General features: G+C 68.4%; 12 protein-coding genes and 6 pseudogenes. 7 read left to right on the forward strand and 11 right to left on the reverse strand.

Annotated elements, in window-relative coordinates:
- Positions 1-611: 611 nt before the first annotated feature.
- From ACIQCZ_RS32560 to ACIQCZ_RS32590, 7 genes and pseudogenes are all read right to left on the reverse strand, one after another.
- Complete coding sequence (locus tag ACIQCZ_RS32560; RefSeq protein ID WP_402287714.1) at positions 612-1,727, reverse strand: hypothetical protein; 1,116 nt, start codon at positions 1,725-1,727, stop codon at positions 612-614.
- Positions 1,724-2,986 carry a CynX/NimT family MFS transporter gene (locus tag ACIQCZ_RS32565; RefSeq protein ID WP_402287716.1) on the reverse strand — a complete coding sequence of 421 codons (1,263 nt, stop codon included), beginning with the start codon at positions 2,984-2,986 and terminating at the stop codon, positions 1,724-1,726. Before ACIQCZ_RS32565 ends, ACIQCZ_RS32560 begins: the two co-directional genes overlap by 4 nt.
- Positions 2,973-3,710 carry a FadR/GntR family transcriptional regulator gene (locus ACIQCZ_RS32570; RefSeq protein WP_402287717.1) on the reverse strand — a complete coding sequence of 246 codons (738 nt, stop codon included), beginning with the start codon at positions 3,708-3,710 and terminating at the stop codon, positions 2,973-2,975. The genes ACIQCZ_RS32565 and ACIQCZ_RS32570 overlap by 14 nt, the downstream gene beginning before the upstream one ends.
- A 484-nt stretch (positions 3,711-4,194) precedes the next feature.
- Positions 4,195-4,536: pseudogene (locus ACIQCZ_RS32575) on the reverse strand (radical SAM protein); the annotation flags it as partial.
- Between the two features lie 61 nt (positions 4,537-4,597).
- Positions 4,598-5,137, reverse strand: coding sequence for a CYTH domain-containing protein (locus ACIQCZ_RS32580; RefSeq protein WP_402287720.1), 540 nt, complete (start codon positions 5,135-5,137; stop codon positions 4,598-4,600).
- A 308-nt stretch (positions 5,138-5,445) separates the two neighbouring features.
- Positions 5,446-6,646 (reverse strand): annotated as a pseudogene (locus tag ACIQCZ_RS32585) (IS3 family transposase).
- 63 nt (positions 6,647-6,709) lie between these two features.
- Complete coding sequence (locus tag ACIQCZ_RS32590; protein ID WP_402287722.1) at positions 6,710-6,991, reverse strand: hypothetical protein; 282 nt, start codon at positions 6,989-6,991, stop codon at positions 6,710-6,712.
- Between the two features lie 84 nt (positions 6,992-7,075).
- On the opposite strand from ACIQCZ_RS32590, the gene ACIQCZ_RS32595 reads away from it, so the two are divergent.
- Both ACIQCZ_RS32595 and ACIQCZ_RS32600 read left to right on the forward strand, forming a co-directional pair.
- The gene (locus tag ACIQCZ_RS32595; protein ID WP_402287725.1) at positions 7,076-8,266 is read left to right on the forward strand and encodes a hypothetical protein; all 1,191 of its coding nucleotides are present in this window, start codon (positions 7,076-7,078) and stop codon (positions 8,264-8,266) included.
- Positions 8,267-8,696: 430 nt separating this feature from the next.
- Positions 8,697-8,858: pseudogene (locus tag ACIQCZ_RS32600) on the forward strand (DDE-type integrase/transposase/recombinase); the annotation flags it as partial.
- Positions 8,859-9,356: 498 nt separating this feature from the next.
- On the opposite strand, the gene ACIQCZ_RS32605 reads toward ACIQCZ_RS32600, so the two are convergent.
- Both ACIQCZ_RS32605 and ACIQCZ_RS32610 read right to left on the reverse strand, forming a co-directional pair.
- Positions 9,357-9,953 (reverse strand): serine hydrolase domain-containing protein, encoded by a 597-nt coding sequence (locus tag ACIQCZ_RS32605; protein WP_402287727.1) that lies wholly within the window; start codon positions 9,951-9,953, stop codon positions 9,357-9,359.
- A gap of 148 nt (positions 9,954-10,101) precedes the next feature.
- Positions 10,102-10,641, reverse strand: a complete 540-nt coding sequence (locus ACIQCZ_RS32610; RefSeq protein WP_402287730.1) for a hypothetical protein — start codon at positions 10,639-10,641, stop codon at positions 10,102-10,104.
- A gap of 295 nt (positions 10,642-10,936) precedes the next feature.
- Between ACIQCZ_RS32610 and ACIQCZ_RS32615 the strand changes: the two genes are divergently transcribed.
- Positions 10,937-11,113 carry a hypothetical protein gene (locus tag ACIQCZ_RS32615; RefSeq protein WP_402287732.1) on the forward strand — a complete coding sequence of 59 codons (177 nt, stop codon included), beginning with the start codon at positions 10,937-10,939 and terminating at the stop codon, positions 11,111-11,113.
- Positions 11,114-11,165: 52 nt separating this feature from the next.
- On the opposite strand, the gene ACIQCZ_RS32620 is transcribed toward ACIQCZ_RS32615, so the two are convergent.
- Entirely contained in the window at positions 11,166-12,179 is a 1,014-nt protein-coding gene (locus ACIQCZ_RS32620) for a WD40 repeat domain-containing protein (protein ID WP_402287734.1), read from the reverse strand.
- Between the two features lie 102 nt (positions 12,180-12,281).
- Between ACIQCZ_RS32620 and ACIQCZ_RS32625 the strand changes: the two are divergent.
- The 3 genes and pseudogenes from ACIQCZ_RS32625 to ACIQCZ_RS32635 form a co-directional block, all read left to right on the forward strand.
- Positions 12,282-12,512 (forward strand): annotated as a pseudogene (locus ACIQCZ_RS32625) (transcriptional regulator); the annotation flags it as partial.
- Positions 12,513-12,531: 19 nt separating this feature from the next.
- Positions 12,532-12,942, forward strand: a pseudogene (locus tag ACIQCZ_RS32630) (IS5 family transposase); the annotation flags it as partial.
- Between the two features lie 70 nt (positions 12,943-13,012).
- Entirely contained in the window at positions 13,013-13,657 is a 645-nt protein-coding gene (locus tag ACIQCZ_RS32635) for a class I SAM-dependent DNA methyltransferase (RefSeq protein WP_402288048.1), read from the forward strand.
- A gap of 32 nt (positions 13,658-13,689) precedes the next feature.
- Here ACIQCZ_RS32635 and ACIQCZ_RS32640 read toward each other — a convergent pair whose 3' ends face one another.
- Positions 13,690-14,073, reverse strand: coding sequence for a hypothetical protein (locus ACIQCZ_RS32640; protein ID WP_402287736.1), 384 nt, complete (start codon positions 14,071-14,073; stop codon positions 13,690-13,692).
- A 78-nt stretch (positions 14,074-14,151) separates the two neighbouring features.
- On the opposite strand from ACIQCZ_RS32640, the pseudogene ACIQCZ_RS32645 reads away from it, so the two are divergent.
- A pseudogene (locus tag ACIQCZ_RS32645) lies at positions 14,152-15,391 on the forward strand (IS3 family transposase).
- The last annotated feature ends 130 nt before the right edge of the window (positions 15,392-15,521 follow it).

Consider the following 15,521-nt stretch of genomic DNA (forward strand, 5'->3'; position numbering starts at 1 on the left):
GGGGTTGGGGGGGGGGGGGGGGGTGGGGGGGGGGGGGGGCGGGGGGGGGGGGGGCGCGGGGGGGGGGGCCGCGGCCCCCCCCCCACCGCACAGGGCCGAAGCGGCGATGTAAACGGCCCCACCGCGAGACGATCGTCCTCGACGGCCAGGAGCACGAACTGGCGCTCGGCATCTGGTACGCCAACCAGAAACAACGCCGGAACAAACTCACCGCCGAACAACGCACCGCCCTCACCGAACTCGGAGTGGAATGGGCGGCATGAATTTTCGGGATGAGGGACACGAAGCGCAGCTCGCGGCACCTGAGGTGCTGGGTGCTGGGCTCACCCTGCGGGGATCAGGAAGGAGTGGCACCGGGCGGCGCCCGGCACCTGCGTGCTTCGCGGCCTGGTGCTCACGCACCGGGCACCCTCGGGGTACATAGACGCAGGCGGAGGCCAGGGAGCGGCACCCGGCACCGAGGGCCGGTACTGAACTCACATAAGCGCAGATCAGAGCGGTGCAGCCCAAGCGTCACCGAACTGTGGGGCTGGGCGGCACCGGGCCGGCCGGAGCGGCACCCAGCCCCCTAGCCCCGGCGCGTCGCTGGCCGCGACTACCCACGGTTGTAGTCAGCGGCTGTAGCGGGGCGGCAGGACGAGGCGGGGGTTGGGATCGAGGAGGATGTCGGCAGGGCCGAACTTCCCGGCCAGCTCGCGGATTTCGGGATCGTCGAGGAGCAGGAGGTAGCCGTTGTCGACGATGAGCCGGCCGTCGAGTGTGATGGTGGGCTGGTCGAACTGGCAGTCGCAGTGTGCGTGGCCGGGGCCCGTGCGGTCGGCTTCTCCCTGCGGGGTCAGGCCGTCGAGGCCGAAGTAGAAGGCGCCGGCGTGCTTCTCGCGTTCGAACTGGGTACCGCCTGCCGAGCGGACCTTGGGGTTGAGTCCGATGAGTGCGTGGCGCATGTAGTAGCCGTCCGGTGCGTAACGCCGCAGTTCGGCGGCCGCCGTGCCGCCGTGGACGGCGGTGACGCGGTTGTTCTCCAGCTCCAGGGTGGTCCGCTCCGCGGGGACGCCGGTGACGGTGGATTCCTCGATGACGACCACGCCGTCGGTCTGGTCGGGGTAGAAGTTGGAGCCTCCGTAGGGGAAGGGTCGCCACATGCCGGTGGTGAGGGGGGTACTCGGGTGACCGGGGGTGGTGAAGGCGCGGAAGGTCACGTCGGTACCCAGTGCAGTGGTGACCCGGATCTCCTGCGCCGTGGTGATCCGGGCGTACGCCATGGCCTCCAGTGCGAAATACAGCTCGAGCGGGAAACGGGCCCCGGTGGACAGGGACGAGGCGGTGGCCGTCTGGTGCAGGGAGACGAACCGGGCCCGCTGTTTGGCGATTTCGTCGAAGAACAGTGGGGTGGTGTGTACTTCCCCCCACCAAGTCAGCGAGATCACCACGTCGGCGGCGGCGTGGGCGGCAGAAGGCAGCGGCGAGGGCGTCGCGCGGTCCCACCCACCGGCACTGATCGGCGGTATGGACAGCACGTGCACCTCAGCGTTGCGGTAGGCGGCCGCCGCTGCGATGGCCTGGACGGCCACCGGATCGGTGCCGTGCTCGGCCAGGACCAGCACCTGCTCTCCCGCTGTGACCGCGGCGTATTCCAGGAGGTTGTAAGCGCCGGGCATCAGCTCGGTGATCGACAGTGGTGCCGCCGTCGGCGTGTCCAGGTAACTGAAGGGGGCGGTCGTGGTCATGACGGTGAGCCTCCGGTCCGTACGGGTTCGGGGAGTTGGGAAGTGGATTTCAGGCGCAGGTCGCGGCCGGCGCCGGCGCCGACGGCGGCCTGGATGAGCGTCAGCGCGACAAGCAGCATCAGGGGGAGCGTCCATCCGCTGGTGAGGTCGTGCAGTGCGCCGAGGAGCAGCGGTCCGGCGGCGGCCACCAGGTAGCCGACGGACTGGGCCATCGAGGCCAGCGCCGCCGCCTGCGAGGCGTCCGCCGCCCGCTGGCCTTGGAAAGTCAGGGCGAGGACCAGGCACGCTCCGCCGCCCAAGCCTGTGAGCACGCTGGACACGAAGGCCAGTTGGGGGGCCACGGCCAGCAGCGCGAAGCCCAGCGCGACGATCGCCGAGGCGGCCGCCGCCAGGAATCGTTGGTCCGTCCACCGGCGGGCAAGCACGGGAAGTGCACTGCTCGATACCAGGCCGACGATCTGGAACAGGAACAACTGCCAGCCGGCGGCGGCCTCTCCCACTCCGTGGTCGTGCACGATGCTGGGCAGCCAGGCGATCGTGGTGTAGAAGCCGAGGGACTGCAGCCCCATGAACACGCTGACCTGCCAGGCCAAGGGGGAACGCCAGGGAATGCGCTCTCGCGTGGCAGGCGTTGTCGCGGCGGGGCCGGTGCGCCGGCAGCGAGGGATCCAAACCCCGACAGCCAGCACAGCCAGTGCGGCCCAGATACCCAGAGCGGTGCGCCAGCCGCCTGGCAGGTGGTCAGCCATGGGCACTGACACCCCGGACGAAATAGCGGCCAGCAAGCCCATCGCGGTGACGTAGAGGCTTGTCACCGGACCGATCCGGTCCTCCGGCACGGTGCTCTTGATGACGGAAGGCAGCAGCACGTTGCCGAAGGCGATCGCGGCCGCGATCACCACCGTTCCGATGAACAGGAAGGGCACGTCCGGCAGGGAGCGCATGAGCAGCCCGGCCGCCAGCACGGTCAGCGAGACACCAAGGGCGCGCGGCGCGCCGTAGCGATGCGCGGTCCGGCTGACCAGGGGCGAAGTGGCGGCGAACGTGAGCAGTGGCAGAGTGCTGAGCAGCCCGGTCCAGGTGCCGGACAGGCCGGTCGATGCCTCGATTCCGGGAAGCAGCGGACCCACACCGGTCAGTGCGGCACGCAGGTTGGCCGCGACGAGCACGACGCCCACCAGCAGCCACACCGTGGACCGCCCGCTCGGCGCAGCAGCTCTCACCTGGTCCGCCACCTCGCGCGAGTTATTCACCCGCATGACGACCGCTCCCCACCGCACCGCCCCGCTCAGCGGCGGCATCCGCGCTCAGCCGACCGGTCACCCGCACCAGCATGGACGCCGCGTAGCGGGCGGCGACCGCATCGCCTGCACCGATCGCGGAGACGAGCTCGGCATGCCAGTGATCATGTTCGGCAGCGACGGCGTCGTCCCACGGCAGCGCGGCCAGCAGGGCCGAGAGGGCGCCACCCAGGTGTTCGTAGAGCTCCGCGAGCAACTCGTTGCCGCTGGCCTGCACAACCGCGAGATGAAAGGCTCCGTCGGCGGCCGCGACCTTCGCCATCGACCCGGAGTGGTTGCTCTCGCGAGCCGTCGCAAGCAGTTCCCGCAGCCGGGCGGTATCCGTTTCCGACCGACGTTCGGCGGCCAAGCCGGCGGCATGCTCCTCCAACACTGCCCGCAGTTCCAAGACGTCCGCCGGACGCGTGGTGGCCGTCCGCCGCAGAAGCACCGCCTCCAACTCGCTGGTCACCCGGACATAGGTGCCATCGCCGACCCGCGATTCCAGCAGGCCGAGGTGGACCAGTGCCCGCAATGCTTCGCGAATGGTGTTCCGGCTCACGTGGAGCATCTCGGCCAGTTCGTGCTCACCCGGAATGCGGGTGCCCACAGGCCACCGCCCGGAGGCCAGTTGCTCTCGCAACTGGTCAGCAACCTGTGCGGCCAGAGTCGACGCTCGACGCGGCTGCCGCAGCCCCTCCATCACAACCTCCAAATGTTGGACATCTGCACATCTGAATAGAAGCATGCGAGAGGGCAGTAAGGCCAGCGTCGCGTGACGAGAGCCGTGTCCGTGACTGACTGAGGTCGGCGTCTGACTGCCTTGCCGCGCAACCGTGTCTTGACCGAGGCGCGGCGGGCGGCGTTGGAGGAGATCGATCCGGGATGGTGCCCGGTCTGGGGCACCGGGTGGCAGCGGTGCTTCCGCCTCACCCAGAACCTCCTCCGGGACGGCGGGGCCTTGCCGGTGGCGGCCGGGGAAGCGATCGTGCAGGGCGAGGACCTCGGACGATGGGTTACGGCGCAGCGGTTCGGGTGGGAGCAGCTCCTGCCCGCGCAGCAGTGGCTGCGGAGAACGTCCTCGGGATCGAACCCGCCGAGGAAGCAGAACGGCCGGTACGGCGGACGCAGGACGACATGTGTGGGCCCACAACCTGGCAGCCGCACGGCAGTTCCACGCACGTGAGGGGCATCTTCGGGTGCCTCGGAAGCACGTCGAGCAGGTGGGGAAAGACTTCGCTCGTCGGCAGGCTGCCGCACATCGCGGCAAGAGCGAGGGCGAAATCGGCGTCGGCGGGGATGCGGGCCGGCAGGAAGTCGGCGCCGTTGGTGCGGAGGTAGATGGAGACGCGACCGGAGCGGCCCGGCGTGCCTGTGAACTGGTCAGCGGACCGGTCGGTGTTGTCGGACGCGACGGGCGTTCCCTCGTTGTGGCAGAACGAGCAGGCGAGGCCGCACGCGTCGATGATCTCCACGCGCAAAGTGCGGTCCGGTCCGACCTCGACCGGGACGTCTTTCGGATCGTGCATGGTGCCCCCTCTCCGTGCCGGCCGGGGCTGTGTGCCCCGGCCGGGAGTAACGGGCGTCGGCCTACTCGAAACGCAGGTCGGCGATGGAGTCCAGGTCGATGCCGTACAGGCCATAGACCTTCGTGGTGTTGACCGACGTGAGCCGGTCGCGGTCGATCCCCAGCGCGGCGGCGGCCTCCCATACCTGCGGCTCGTCGTCGGCCTCGATCTCCAGATAGGGCGGGATGAGCGGCCACTCGTCGATCTCCAGCCGGTCGGCGCCGAGGAGGTACGAGGTGCGGCGGTTCTCCTGGTAGCTGCGCGGTGTCAGGCCGGTGAGGCGCAGCAGCGTGGCGGCTTCCTCGAACGAGTCGACGGTGACCTCGGTCTCGTGGGTTCCGTCGACCGCGTCCGTTGAGATCTGTTTGACGCACAGAGTGATGTCGGCGCCGGTGTCGCGCAACCGGACCCACCGCCCGGGGACAGCCGGAATGGTGTTGTATACATATCGGCGCGTGAGCCGGGGCTCGCCCTGCTGGGTGCCGCCGGCGTCGATGATGAGCCGGGCAGTCTTCGCGGGGTCGATGTCCAGGGCCTTCGCCTCGTACTCAATGCCTGCCATGAGTCTCCGTTCGGTGAGTGTCGCTGTGGTGTGAACGACTGTCCGGCGCGCGGGGAGCGTTCATCGGGCGCGTGCCACCCCCATCGTTTCGCGCGGTGGTGGCCTGCCTTGTCGGGACGCAGAGGGAACATCCGAGAGGGCGGGGCAGTGTGGGGGTCATGACTGGTGCGGCACGGCCTCGGCGGGCCACGAGACGCAGGGACGGTCCCACGACGGACGGGTGAACCGGTCGTAGTGGTCGCCCGTGTGGCCGGGCCCCAGGGTGCAGCGCGCACTTGAGGTTGATCCCTGGGAGTGGACACCGGGTTTCATGCAACGAGTGACAGCGTAGGTGACGTGATCAGTTGCTGTTCGAACTCGGCTGGTGTGAGGTAGCCGAGCGCGGAATGCCGACGGTGCCGGTTGTAGTACGACAGCCAGCGGAACAGCTCGAGCCGGGTCTGTGCCTTGGAGGTCCAGTTCCTCCCGTGGAGCAACTCGCGCTTGAGGCCCTGGAAGAACGACTCGGCGAGGGCATTGTCATAGCTCGAGCCGACCCGGCCCATGCTGCGGCGGATGCCGTGCCGGCTGCAGATGTCCGCGAACGCGGCCGCGCTGTACTGGGTGCCCCTGTCGGTGTGGAAGACGACGCCGTGGACCCGGCCGCCGCGGGCGGCAACGGCCATCTCGATCGCGCCGGTGACCAGGGAGGTACGCCTGTGGTCGGCAATCGGCCAGCCCACCACCTTCCTCGAGCAGATGTCGATGACCGTGGCGAGGTAGAGCCACGTCACGCCGACGGCTATGTAGGTGATGTCGCCGCACCACCTGGTGTTCAGCGTGCGCGCGGTGAAGTCGCGCATCACCAGGTCCGGAGCGAGCGGCGCGGTCCTGTCCGCGATCGTCGTCCGCTTCTCCTTCCGCAGGTGACGGCCGACGATGTGGTTGATCCGCATCAGCCGGGTCACACGCTTGCGGTTGATCCTCTGCCCCCTCGCACGCAGCTCAGCATGGACACATGGGGCTCCGTAGGCGCCATGGTGTTCGGCGTGGACGGCGCGGATCTCGCTCACGGTCCGCTCCTCCTCGACCCGGCGCGTGGCGCGGGCCTGCTCGGTGGCCAGGTGCCGGTAGTAGCCGGCACGGGACGCCCCGAGCACCCGGCAGATCCGCTTGACGCCGAAGTCGGCGCGGCTGTCGGAGATGAAGTCCCAGCGGCGGGGGCTCACTTCACCTCCCGGGCGAAATAGGCGACTGCCGGCGCAGGATCTCGCGCTCCAGCTGCCACTCCTGCTCGGCCTTGAGCAGCCTGGCGTTCTCCACCCGCAGCCGAGCCAGCTCCTCAGCCGCGCTCACGCGGCCCTCGGGCGCGGCCTGCGTCTCGTCCTTGCGCACCCACGGCCGCAGCGATTCCGCGGTGATGCCGAGATCTGCGGCCACCGCCGCGTACGTCCGCTTCCCGGCCGCGGCGCGGTAGAGCGCGACGGCATCCTTCCTGAACTCCTCCGGATACGGAGACTTGCGTCCCACCTGGATATCCCTCCCTGGACCGTCAAGATCCATTGTCAGGGTGTCCACTCCACAGGATCATCCTCACCGTGACTGTGCGGCGGCGAAGTCGAGCCGGCCGTCCTGCCAGATCACGGCCTCGCCGTCCAGGACCGTGCCGGGGCGCAGTGTCATGCCGGCGACGGCCAGGTCCATCCAGTGCTGGGTGACGACTCTGCCGGACCGGGCGTACAGCACGACGGTCTCATCGGTACGGCGCAGCACTGTTCTGTGGCCGTCGTACTTGGGCTCGTACCACCAGCCCGGCCCCTGGGGCAGGACCGGGACGGCTTGGGCCAGTGCCACCAGGGGGATGCAGTCGAGCATGAGGCAGATACCGAATCAGAGGCCCGCGACGGTGCTGCCGGGGCGCAGAACGACGGCTTCGCACACCCGTGAGAGCCTAGGACGGTGAAAGCGAAGTGTGCTCCCCTGGGCGATGAGCGGCGCGACCGCGGCCCCGAGCTGCCGCCGACCCGCAGCGTCCTGATCACTGGCGGCCTGGTGCGCGTGTCGGGCGCAGCGGCCGTGGGCTGCGGGGCACTGTTCGGTCTGCTTCCCGTCCTCGCGCTCATCGGCAGACTCGGTCTCCCCGACGACCCGCCAGGTTTCGTGCTGGTGTTCGGCGGCCCGCTCATCGCTGCGGCGCTGGGCATCGCCGTCTTCCTGATCGTGCTCGGCTATGCCCTGACCTTCCATCAGCTGGCGCTCGCGGGCATGTACGCATCGGTTGAGGACTCGTCGGCGCTGAGGAATGCGGTCGAGGTGCGTGGCCGCGTCACACGCACGCCGTTCTTCCCGGCGGTCGTGACGAGCATCGTCGTCGGATTCCTGCTCCTGGCAACGGCCGGCATCCTGCTCGCCGCGTCCGCCTGGCCGACGGTGGCGATCCCCCTGCTCCTCTCAGGCGTGCTCTGCGTCCCGGCCGTACTCGCTCTGATCGCCGCCGACCGACGGTGGAGCCGTACCGCGCCTGAGCGCCTTCCCGCACGGGCCCTGGGCGAACAGGGCTCCGCTCACCTCCTCCTCGGCGACGCCGACACGGAACTGCGGCGGCAGGTCAAGGCCCGAGAGCGCGCCGAGGCCACCGAACTCGACCATGCGACCACCCCCGTGCTCGTGACCCTCGCCATCGCGACCCTCGCCATGATGAGCCCCTCACTCTCACCCACGGCTGCCATCTGGAGACAGGCGCAGCTGGTCGGCGTCGGGCTCGGCGTCCTGTGCCTGCTCGTACTGCTCGGCATCAGGGTGCTCCGGATCCGGCGACTGCGACGCACTCTTGTACGGGTGCGCCGCGGGGGCGCGGACGTGTCCGGCATCGACCGCGCGCACGCGATCACCGCGACGACGACCCAGGCGTCCGAGCTGCACGCGGCGACAACCGTCTGGGCGCTGCTCGGCGCCGCAGCGCTCGGCACTGTGGTCCACCGGACCGCGGATGTCGCGCCGGTACTGATCGTCGCCGGCATCTGGGCGCTCGGCTTCGCCGTGCTCATCGCGCTGTCGATGCGTTCGGACGCTGCCGCCCCAAAGCTCCGGGAGGAGTTCGGCTACCGGCTCCCGACCAAGACCTCCGGAAACGACAACACCTGGCACTGAGATGCCGTCGCCAGCCGACGAACAGCCAGAACAGCTCTCAATTCACTTTCGTGACTCGGCATCGGACCGTGGTGAGGGGATCCGAAGAGGAAGCCCAGACAGCGCTCCCGCAGACCCGGCCTCGGAGCTCCCATCACTCTCGACATGCCCGGCAAGGTCGCCGACTTCCTGCGTGACACTGAACTGGGCGACGCCGAGCGTGCCGCGCTCGACCACGGCCAGGCCGTACGACGCGGAACGGGCTACACCCTGCGCGTAACCGCCGTACCGCAGTCCACCGCCAACTCCTCGCTCACTGCCAGGCACTCGACAGCTCCGCCGCGATCCCGGCCCAACGCAAGGCCCGGCGTGAGTACGAGACCCGCGTCAACATCCTCGGCCACTGACCACGGAGCTACTTTGCGGCTGGTGTCTGAGCTAGGACTTCAAGGCCGTCGAGCACCGTTCCCACAAGGGCCTGAACAATCGGGCCGAGAACAGTCATCAGCCCACCCGGCAGCGCGAACGCGCCATGAAAGGCTTCCGCAGCGTCGGCGGAGCCCAGCAATTCCTGGCCGCGTTCAGCGGTATCACCCCACTTCAGGCCCCGCCGCCACCTGATGACCACCGCCCACTACCGCACCGAGATGACCACCCGCTTCGCCATCTGGGATCAGATCACCGGCGTCGCCGGCCTGCCTGCCGCGCCCTGAGCACGGAGCCGGAACCCGGCCCCACCACACCCGACATACCGTCAGGCACGCACACACACTCAACAACGCGACAGCGCCAGCCCGAGAGTCTGGTGATCTGCGAGCGGCTGGAGAGCGCCCTGCCAATTACGCAGGGGTGGGACAGAACCTCGCTCTGCCCCACCCCCGTACCGGCAACCTTCGGTCAGCCCCCATGGAGGCCCTCTGCCACAAGGCTTTCCGGGTATCCAAAGCGCTCGCCGAGTGCCACAAACTCCTCTCGGCTGGTCGTGCCGATCGGCACGGCGTACAACTTCACCGCCCGCAGGAACAACCGGTAGCCCAGGTCGGCGCAGACCTGTCGGCCGCCCATGAGCGCCTGCCAGAAGCGGGTCAGGTCGTCGGTGGTGGTGATCAGTTCAGCCGCTGGACCGGCCCAGCTGTAGTTGAGCCTGGTGGTATCGATCAGTGGCCCGCCCTCGGTGAACTGCTCGTAGCCGCTGGCGTGCGGACGCGGCAGGTATGCCCTCTGCCGGGGTGCGAAAGGTATGCCTCAGGCGCAGCGGCCTCAGGATGCGGTCGGTCACCTCCGTGGACCAGTCACGGCCGGTCGCCTTCTTGATGATCAGGCCGAGCACGACGTAGTTGGTGTTGGAGTACGACCAGCTCCCGTCTCCGGGCTTGTGCCGCATCGCTATCGCCACCAGCCGCTCCGGTGGGGTGTCGTCGTTCCAGTGACGGTGGTATCCCTCGGCGGAGGTGAGGACCGGCAGGTCGTTGGCGTAGTCGTACAGGCCGCTGGCGTGCTGGAGCAGCTGCCGGAGAGTGATTCTGGTGCCGTCGTTGCCGTTGCCCCGCACCACGCCGGGCAGCCACCTGTCGACTGTGTCGTCCAAGGACAGTCGCCGCTGCTCCGCCAGTTGCAGCACCATCATGGCCACGAACGTCTTGGTGTTGCTGCCCATCTGGAAATACCCGCCCTGCGGCACCGGCCGGCCGGATTCCAGGTCGGCCACTCCGCTGCGAGCGGACCACCGGAGGAGGCCCAGGCAGCGCTCCCGCAGAACCACCGCGCTCTGCTCGGGACTCAGCAGGACGCCCCTCTCTTCGCCCCCGGGACCGGGAAGCGCAGTTCTGCAGTCGGCATCCGGGAAGATGTCGATCTCACCGAGAACCACGTGCGCCGTCGCGCTCTCCCGATCCGGGTAGCTCCATGCCGACTTCGGCAGGAGGACGATCAGGTCGTAGGCGTCGAGGGCGTCGGCCAGCCGCCGCGAGCGGACTGCGGTCCGTGCGGGGCCCGCTGCGGTCGCTCTCCCGTGAGGGGTGGCGGACCTCCCACATGCAGGTGTGCTGCACCAGGACGCCGGGGCCGTCCGGCGAGGCCCACAGCGTGCTGGTCGTCGGCTCCGGCGGGGCGGCCGGCTCGGTCTCCTTCTTGCGGCAGCCCCGGCTGCGACGGTCGAACACGCCGTTCATGGTCCAGCGCCAGTAGTCCTCGGCTTCCTCCAGGAGCAGGACCCGCTGTCCGCTGTGCGCCCAGGCCGCCGCGATCCCGCCGGCCAGGTGGTAGAGGTTCCCCGAGCGCTCAGCCAGGAACCGCAGGACATGCGGTGCGTGTGGCGTATCGCCGGTCGCTGCGCGGCGCAGGGCTCCGGCTCGCCCTGCGGGCGGTCTGCGCGGCAGTGACTGGTTCTTCGACATGACGTACTCCTCTGCCGGGCCGGGCCACGCTTCCGACACCGGCTCGTAAGACAGCCGTGGACACAACGGAACGCAGAACGGGAGGGAGCGGGCCCTGCAGGACCTTGGCCCCCGCGTCCGGCGGCGTGGCTCCGGACGCGGGCGGTGATCGGCAGTACGCACTAGCCGGGCAGGATGCTGGCTCAAAGGGCCGCTCGGGCAGGCCGCGAACAACGCCGCCGAAACCAAGACCTTCCTGGGTGCGCGTTACCGACGCATCGTCACACGCGCCCCCGCCAAGAAGGCCATGGTCGCCGTGGCCCGCAACATCTTGGAGATCGCCTGGATCCTGATCTGCGACCCCGGCGCCCGCTACATCGACCTTGGACCCGACCGGCACGACCGACACCTCAACCGCACACGCAAGACCCGCCAAGCCATCCGCGAACTCGAACACCTCGGCTACACCGTCAGCCTCACCGAAGCAGCCTGACCACACCGCACCAAACCTCCCGGGCAGCCGGGACACTTCGTTATACCCGCGGTCAGGTCATTCTCCGGCTAGCGGCCAGAACAGCCACATCTGCACCGAAGCCGACCGCGAGCCGGTCGTCCGAAGTCAGCGCCGCCGCGTTCACAGCAGCAGGAAGTCTCTGCACAATGACGGGATCGATCTGCAGGCCGCCATCCAACGGCCAGGCGCACACCGTACCGTCGGTGCTGCCGGTGACGGCGACCGGCCGGCCCCGCACCACACCGGTGCTCATCGTCGTGATGCTGTCGGCGTGGCCGGACAACGGCAGCCCGACCAGGTCTCCGCTGACCGGATCTGCCAGTCGCAGCCACCGATCCACCGCTGCGAGAACCAGCGTCCGGCCGTCCACCTCCACCATCGCCACCGCACCGATGCTGGCGGGCAAGCGCGACACGGTGATTTCGCGCAGCGTCCAGGGAAATAGGAAGTTGTCGGGGTCCGGGCTGGTCTTCAGCACATCTGGGAAACCCCACACACGCAGCGTCCCGTCGGAGGCACCAGCGATCACCACCTGCTCGCCGTCCAGGGCCGCGGTGGCGAGGGCGCGCGTCAGCAGGATCTCGCCGCGACGCTGCGACACGTGGGCGCAGGCGATCTCCACGCCGCCGCCGTCCCAGACCTCGACCCGGCCGTCTCCGGCGGTCACCACGAACGACCTCCAGCCCTGCTTCGTGGTCGCCACCGCGGAGGGGAACCCTGAGCCGTACTCGCCGAGGCGGCTCACGTGCCCGCTCTCAGGATCCCAGCACGTCACGACATAGCTGCTGTTAGCACTGATCACCATCGGGCCGTCGTCCGGGCCCGCCATAAGGCCGAGCGCCTCGACGCCTCCACCCCACTCGCCGGTGATGAGAGTGCTCGTGACGGGCTCTCCGGTAAAGAGGTCGCGCACCCACGCGGTGCCGTCGTCGCCAGCGCTGACGACGCAGGGCCGGCCATGCACCGTGGCTGGCACCACTCCGGTCACAAGAGCGGAATCAGCGCGGGAACTGGTGGCCCACTGCACGTCCCAGCGATCGATCATGGCTGGCACAGTACCCAACGATCGCGCCCGCCCGTTGGCCTCAGCAAGGGCGTTCAGCAAACGGTAGTAACAAAATGCGTACTTCTACGCAGTACCGTCGTGCTCGACCCGATCAGCGCCCGGGTGCTGGCCTTCCCCCAGGAACAGTACGCCGACGTCGCCGTGGCCATCCTTCGCACTGAAGCGGGCCGCAACCCTCTCGACAAGGGCCTGCACGACCTGGTCGGTGAGCTCTCCACCCGTAGTGACGAGTTCCGCACACGCTGGGACACCCACAACGTCCGCCATCACGGCGGCCTCCACGCGCACCACCAGGAGGCAGGAACGATGACCCGCATCCGGTGCCGGAACTGCCTTCGTCCTGACACCCGGACACTACGGTGACGGCCCGCAACTCGAGCGTGTGCTGGAGCAGGTCTGCGTGCCCCGCACCGGAGCTGGACGGCCCCGCACCAGGCCCGACCATGTCTTGGCGGACAAGGCCTACACGTCCCGGAAGAACCGCCGCTACCTGCGACGACGCGGAATCCGGCACACCATCCCCGAACGTCTCGACCAGCAAAGACACCGGCAGAACCGAGGTTCCCGAGGCGGTCGGCCCACCGGATTCGACAGCGAGCACTACAAGAAACGCAACACCGTCGAACGCGCCATCAACCGGTTGAAGGGCTTCCGCGCAGTCGCCACCCGCTATGAGAAACGCGCCTACATCTACCTCGGCACCGTCACCCTCGCGGCCCTCGCGATCTGGCTCCGAACATGATCCAAGAAACAGTGCCTAAGTCGTCATGCTGCTTGATGACTTGTGTAGCCTGCCGTCGGTGGAAATGGGACTGAATGCAGATGACTGGCTGGCAGATACGCGGACGTCTTATGACACCGTCGCTGCAAGTTACGCGAAGCTGACACGTCACATCTTGGATGAGTCACCGGAAGAACGTGCGGCCTTGGCCCTGTTTGCCGACCTGGTGCGTGCCCAAGGCGGCGGGCTGGTCGCGGACGTGGGGTGTGGGACAGGCAGGATCACAGGCCACCTGCGGGGACTGGACCTGGACGCGTTCGGCATCGATCTGTCACCTGGAATGATCGATGTGGCCCGTCGCCATCACCCTGGGGTGCGGTTCGTTCTCGGTTCCATGACGGACCTCGCCTTGGCTGACGCCTCGGTGACTGGCCTGGTCGCCTGGTACTCACTGATTCACATTCCTGACGACGAGATCAGCTCGGTCCTTGCGCATTTCCGTCGAGTGCTTCGGCCCGGTGGGCCGTTGCTGCTCAGCTTCCATGTCGGCGATGAGTCGCGATTGAAGACGGAGGGCTATGGCGGGCACCCGATGAAGGTCTATGTCCATCGCCGGCAACATGACCAGACGATTGAGTGGCTTGACGAGGCTGGCTTCGCCGTCGAGACGCACAAGACTCTCACCTCGGCCGAGAGCAAGTTGGGAGGGATCATCCTCGCGCGTCGTGAGCCTTGAGCATCTCCGCCAGTCGCCCGGCAGAGACGGGGTCAGGTGGCTCGTGCGGCGATCTCGCGGTAGGTCGGAATCCCAAGGTTGATGGTCGTGGCCCGGCGTCGGCGGTCGTCGAGCTGAGCAAGCTTGTTCTTCGTGGCGGCAAGGCTGACGCGCAGTCCCTCGGCCTCGCCGAACCAGCCATCGCGTTCGGCCTCAGTGATCCGCTCGTCCAGATTGCTGCGGATCTCTTCGGGACGGAGCAGCTGAGCAGGGTCGACGCGGAGAACTGGGCAGCGGACGCAGCTGTGTTCGTGCTGGCAAGTGGTGCCGTAGGCGCGACCGCAGTCGCCCAGAGCGACCTTTCTCCGCTCGAAGTGGCCAAGGAACTCTTCCCGCTCGGCATCGGTGGGGGTGCGGTACTCCTCGCTGGGTCGCAATGCCCGGCGGCGGGCGATGAAGGCCCAGTGAAGCGCTCCGGGTCTGATGGAGGCTCAATTCCTCGAGAGGATCGAGTCATGGCCCGTCCGTCCCCCTATCCTGCCGAGCTTCGTGAGCGTGCGGTACGCATGGTCGCGTCCGCCCCAACTACCCGACCGAGCGAGCCGCGATGAAGGCGGTCGCTGCGAAGCTGGGCATCGGTGCCGCTGAGACGGTGCGGACGTGGGTCCGCAAGGCCGAGGTCGACGCCGGCCGGCGTCCCGGGGTGACTTCGGAGGAGGCCGCGGAGATCAAGCGGCTGCGAGCCGAGAACGCTGAGCTGCGCCGGGCCAACGAGATCCTCAAGGCGGCCTCGGCTTTCTTCGCGGCCGAACTCGACCGGCCGTCGAAGCGCTCGTAGCGTTCATCGATGCCCACCGGCAGGTGTTCGGAGTCGAGCCGATCTGCAAGGTCCTGACCGGCCACGGACTGAAGATCGCGACGGGCACCTACTACGCCGCCAGGAACCGCACCCCCAGTGCCAGGGCGGTCCGCGACGCGGAGCTGAAGACCCGGATCAGCCGCGTCCACACGGACAACTTCAGCGTCTATGGGGTGCGGAAGGTCTGGCGGCAGCTGCACCGCGAGGGCGTCGTGGCGGCCAGCTGCACGGTCGCCCGGCTGATGCGCGAGCCGGGCCTTCAGGGCGCCCGACGCGGCAGGAAGATCCGCACCACCATCCGCAACGACGGCCACCAGCGGGCCTCTGACCTGCTCGGACGCGACTTCACCGCGTCCCGTCCGAACGAGCGGTGGGTCGCCGACTTCACCTATGTCGCGACCTGGTCAGGCATCGTCTACACCGCCTTCGTCGTGGACGTGTTCTCCCGGGCGATCGTCGGCTGGTCGGCCGCCACCAGCAAGCGGGCCAAGCTCGTCCTCGACGCCCTCGACATGGCCCTGTGGCGCCGCGACCGAGCCGGCATCCCCGCAGGCCCCGGGCTGGTTCATCACTCCGACGCGGGCAGTCAGTACACGTCTTTCGCGTTCGCTGCCCACCTGCTCGAGGCCGGCATCGACGCCTCGATCGGCACTGTCGGCGATGCCTTGGACAACGCCCTCATGGAATCCCAGATCGGCCTCTACAAAACGGAGCTGATCAAGCCCCGCAGGCCCTGGCGCGGCCTGGCCGACGTCGAACTCGGCACCGCGGAATGGGTCGACTGGTTCAACAACCAGCGACTCCACACCGCCATCGGAAACATCCCGCCCCACGAGCACGAAACCAACCACTACACTCAACTCCAGCCCCAACCGGCTGCTGGAGTCAACGCATAGAGCCTCCACCGATCCCGGAGCGCTTCAAGTACATAACTTGCTGTCGCTTCATGCGGAGAACCGCAGTCCCAGCCATGGGGACTCATCGCGAGTGGATATAGTGCCATTCATGCGAACTCCCGCGGCCGGC

Origin of the sequence: Streptomyces sp. NPDC093149 (genome assembly GCF_044754145.1) — a bacterium.
Classification (GTDB): Bacteria; Actinomycetota; Actinomycetes; order Streptomycetales; family Streptomycetaceae; genus Streptomyces.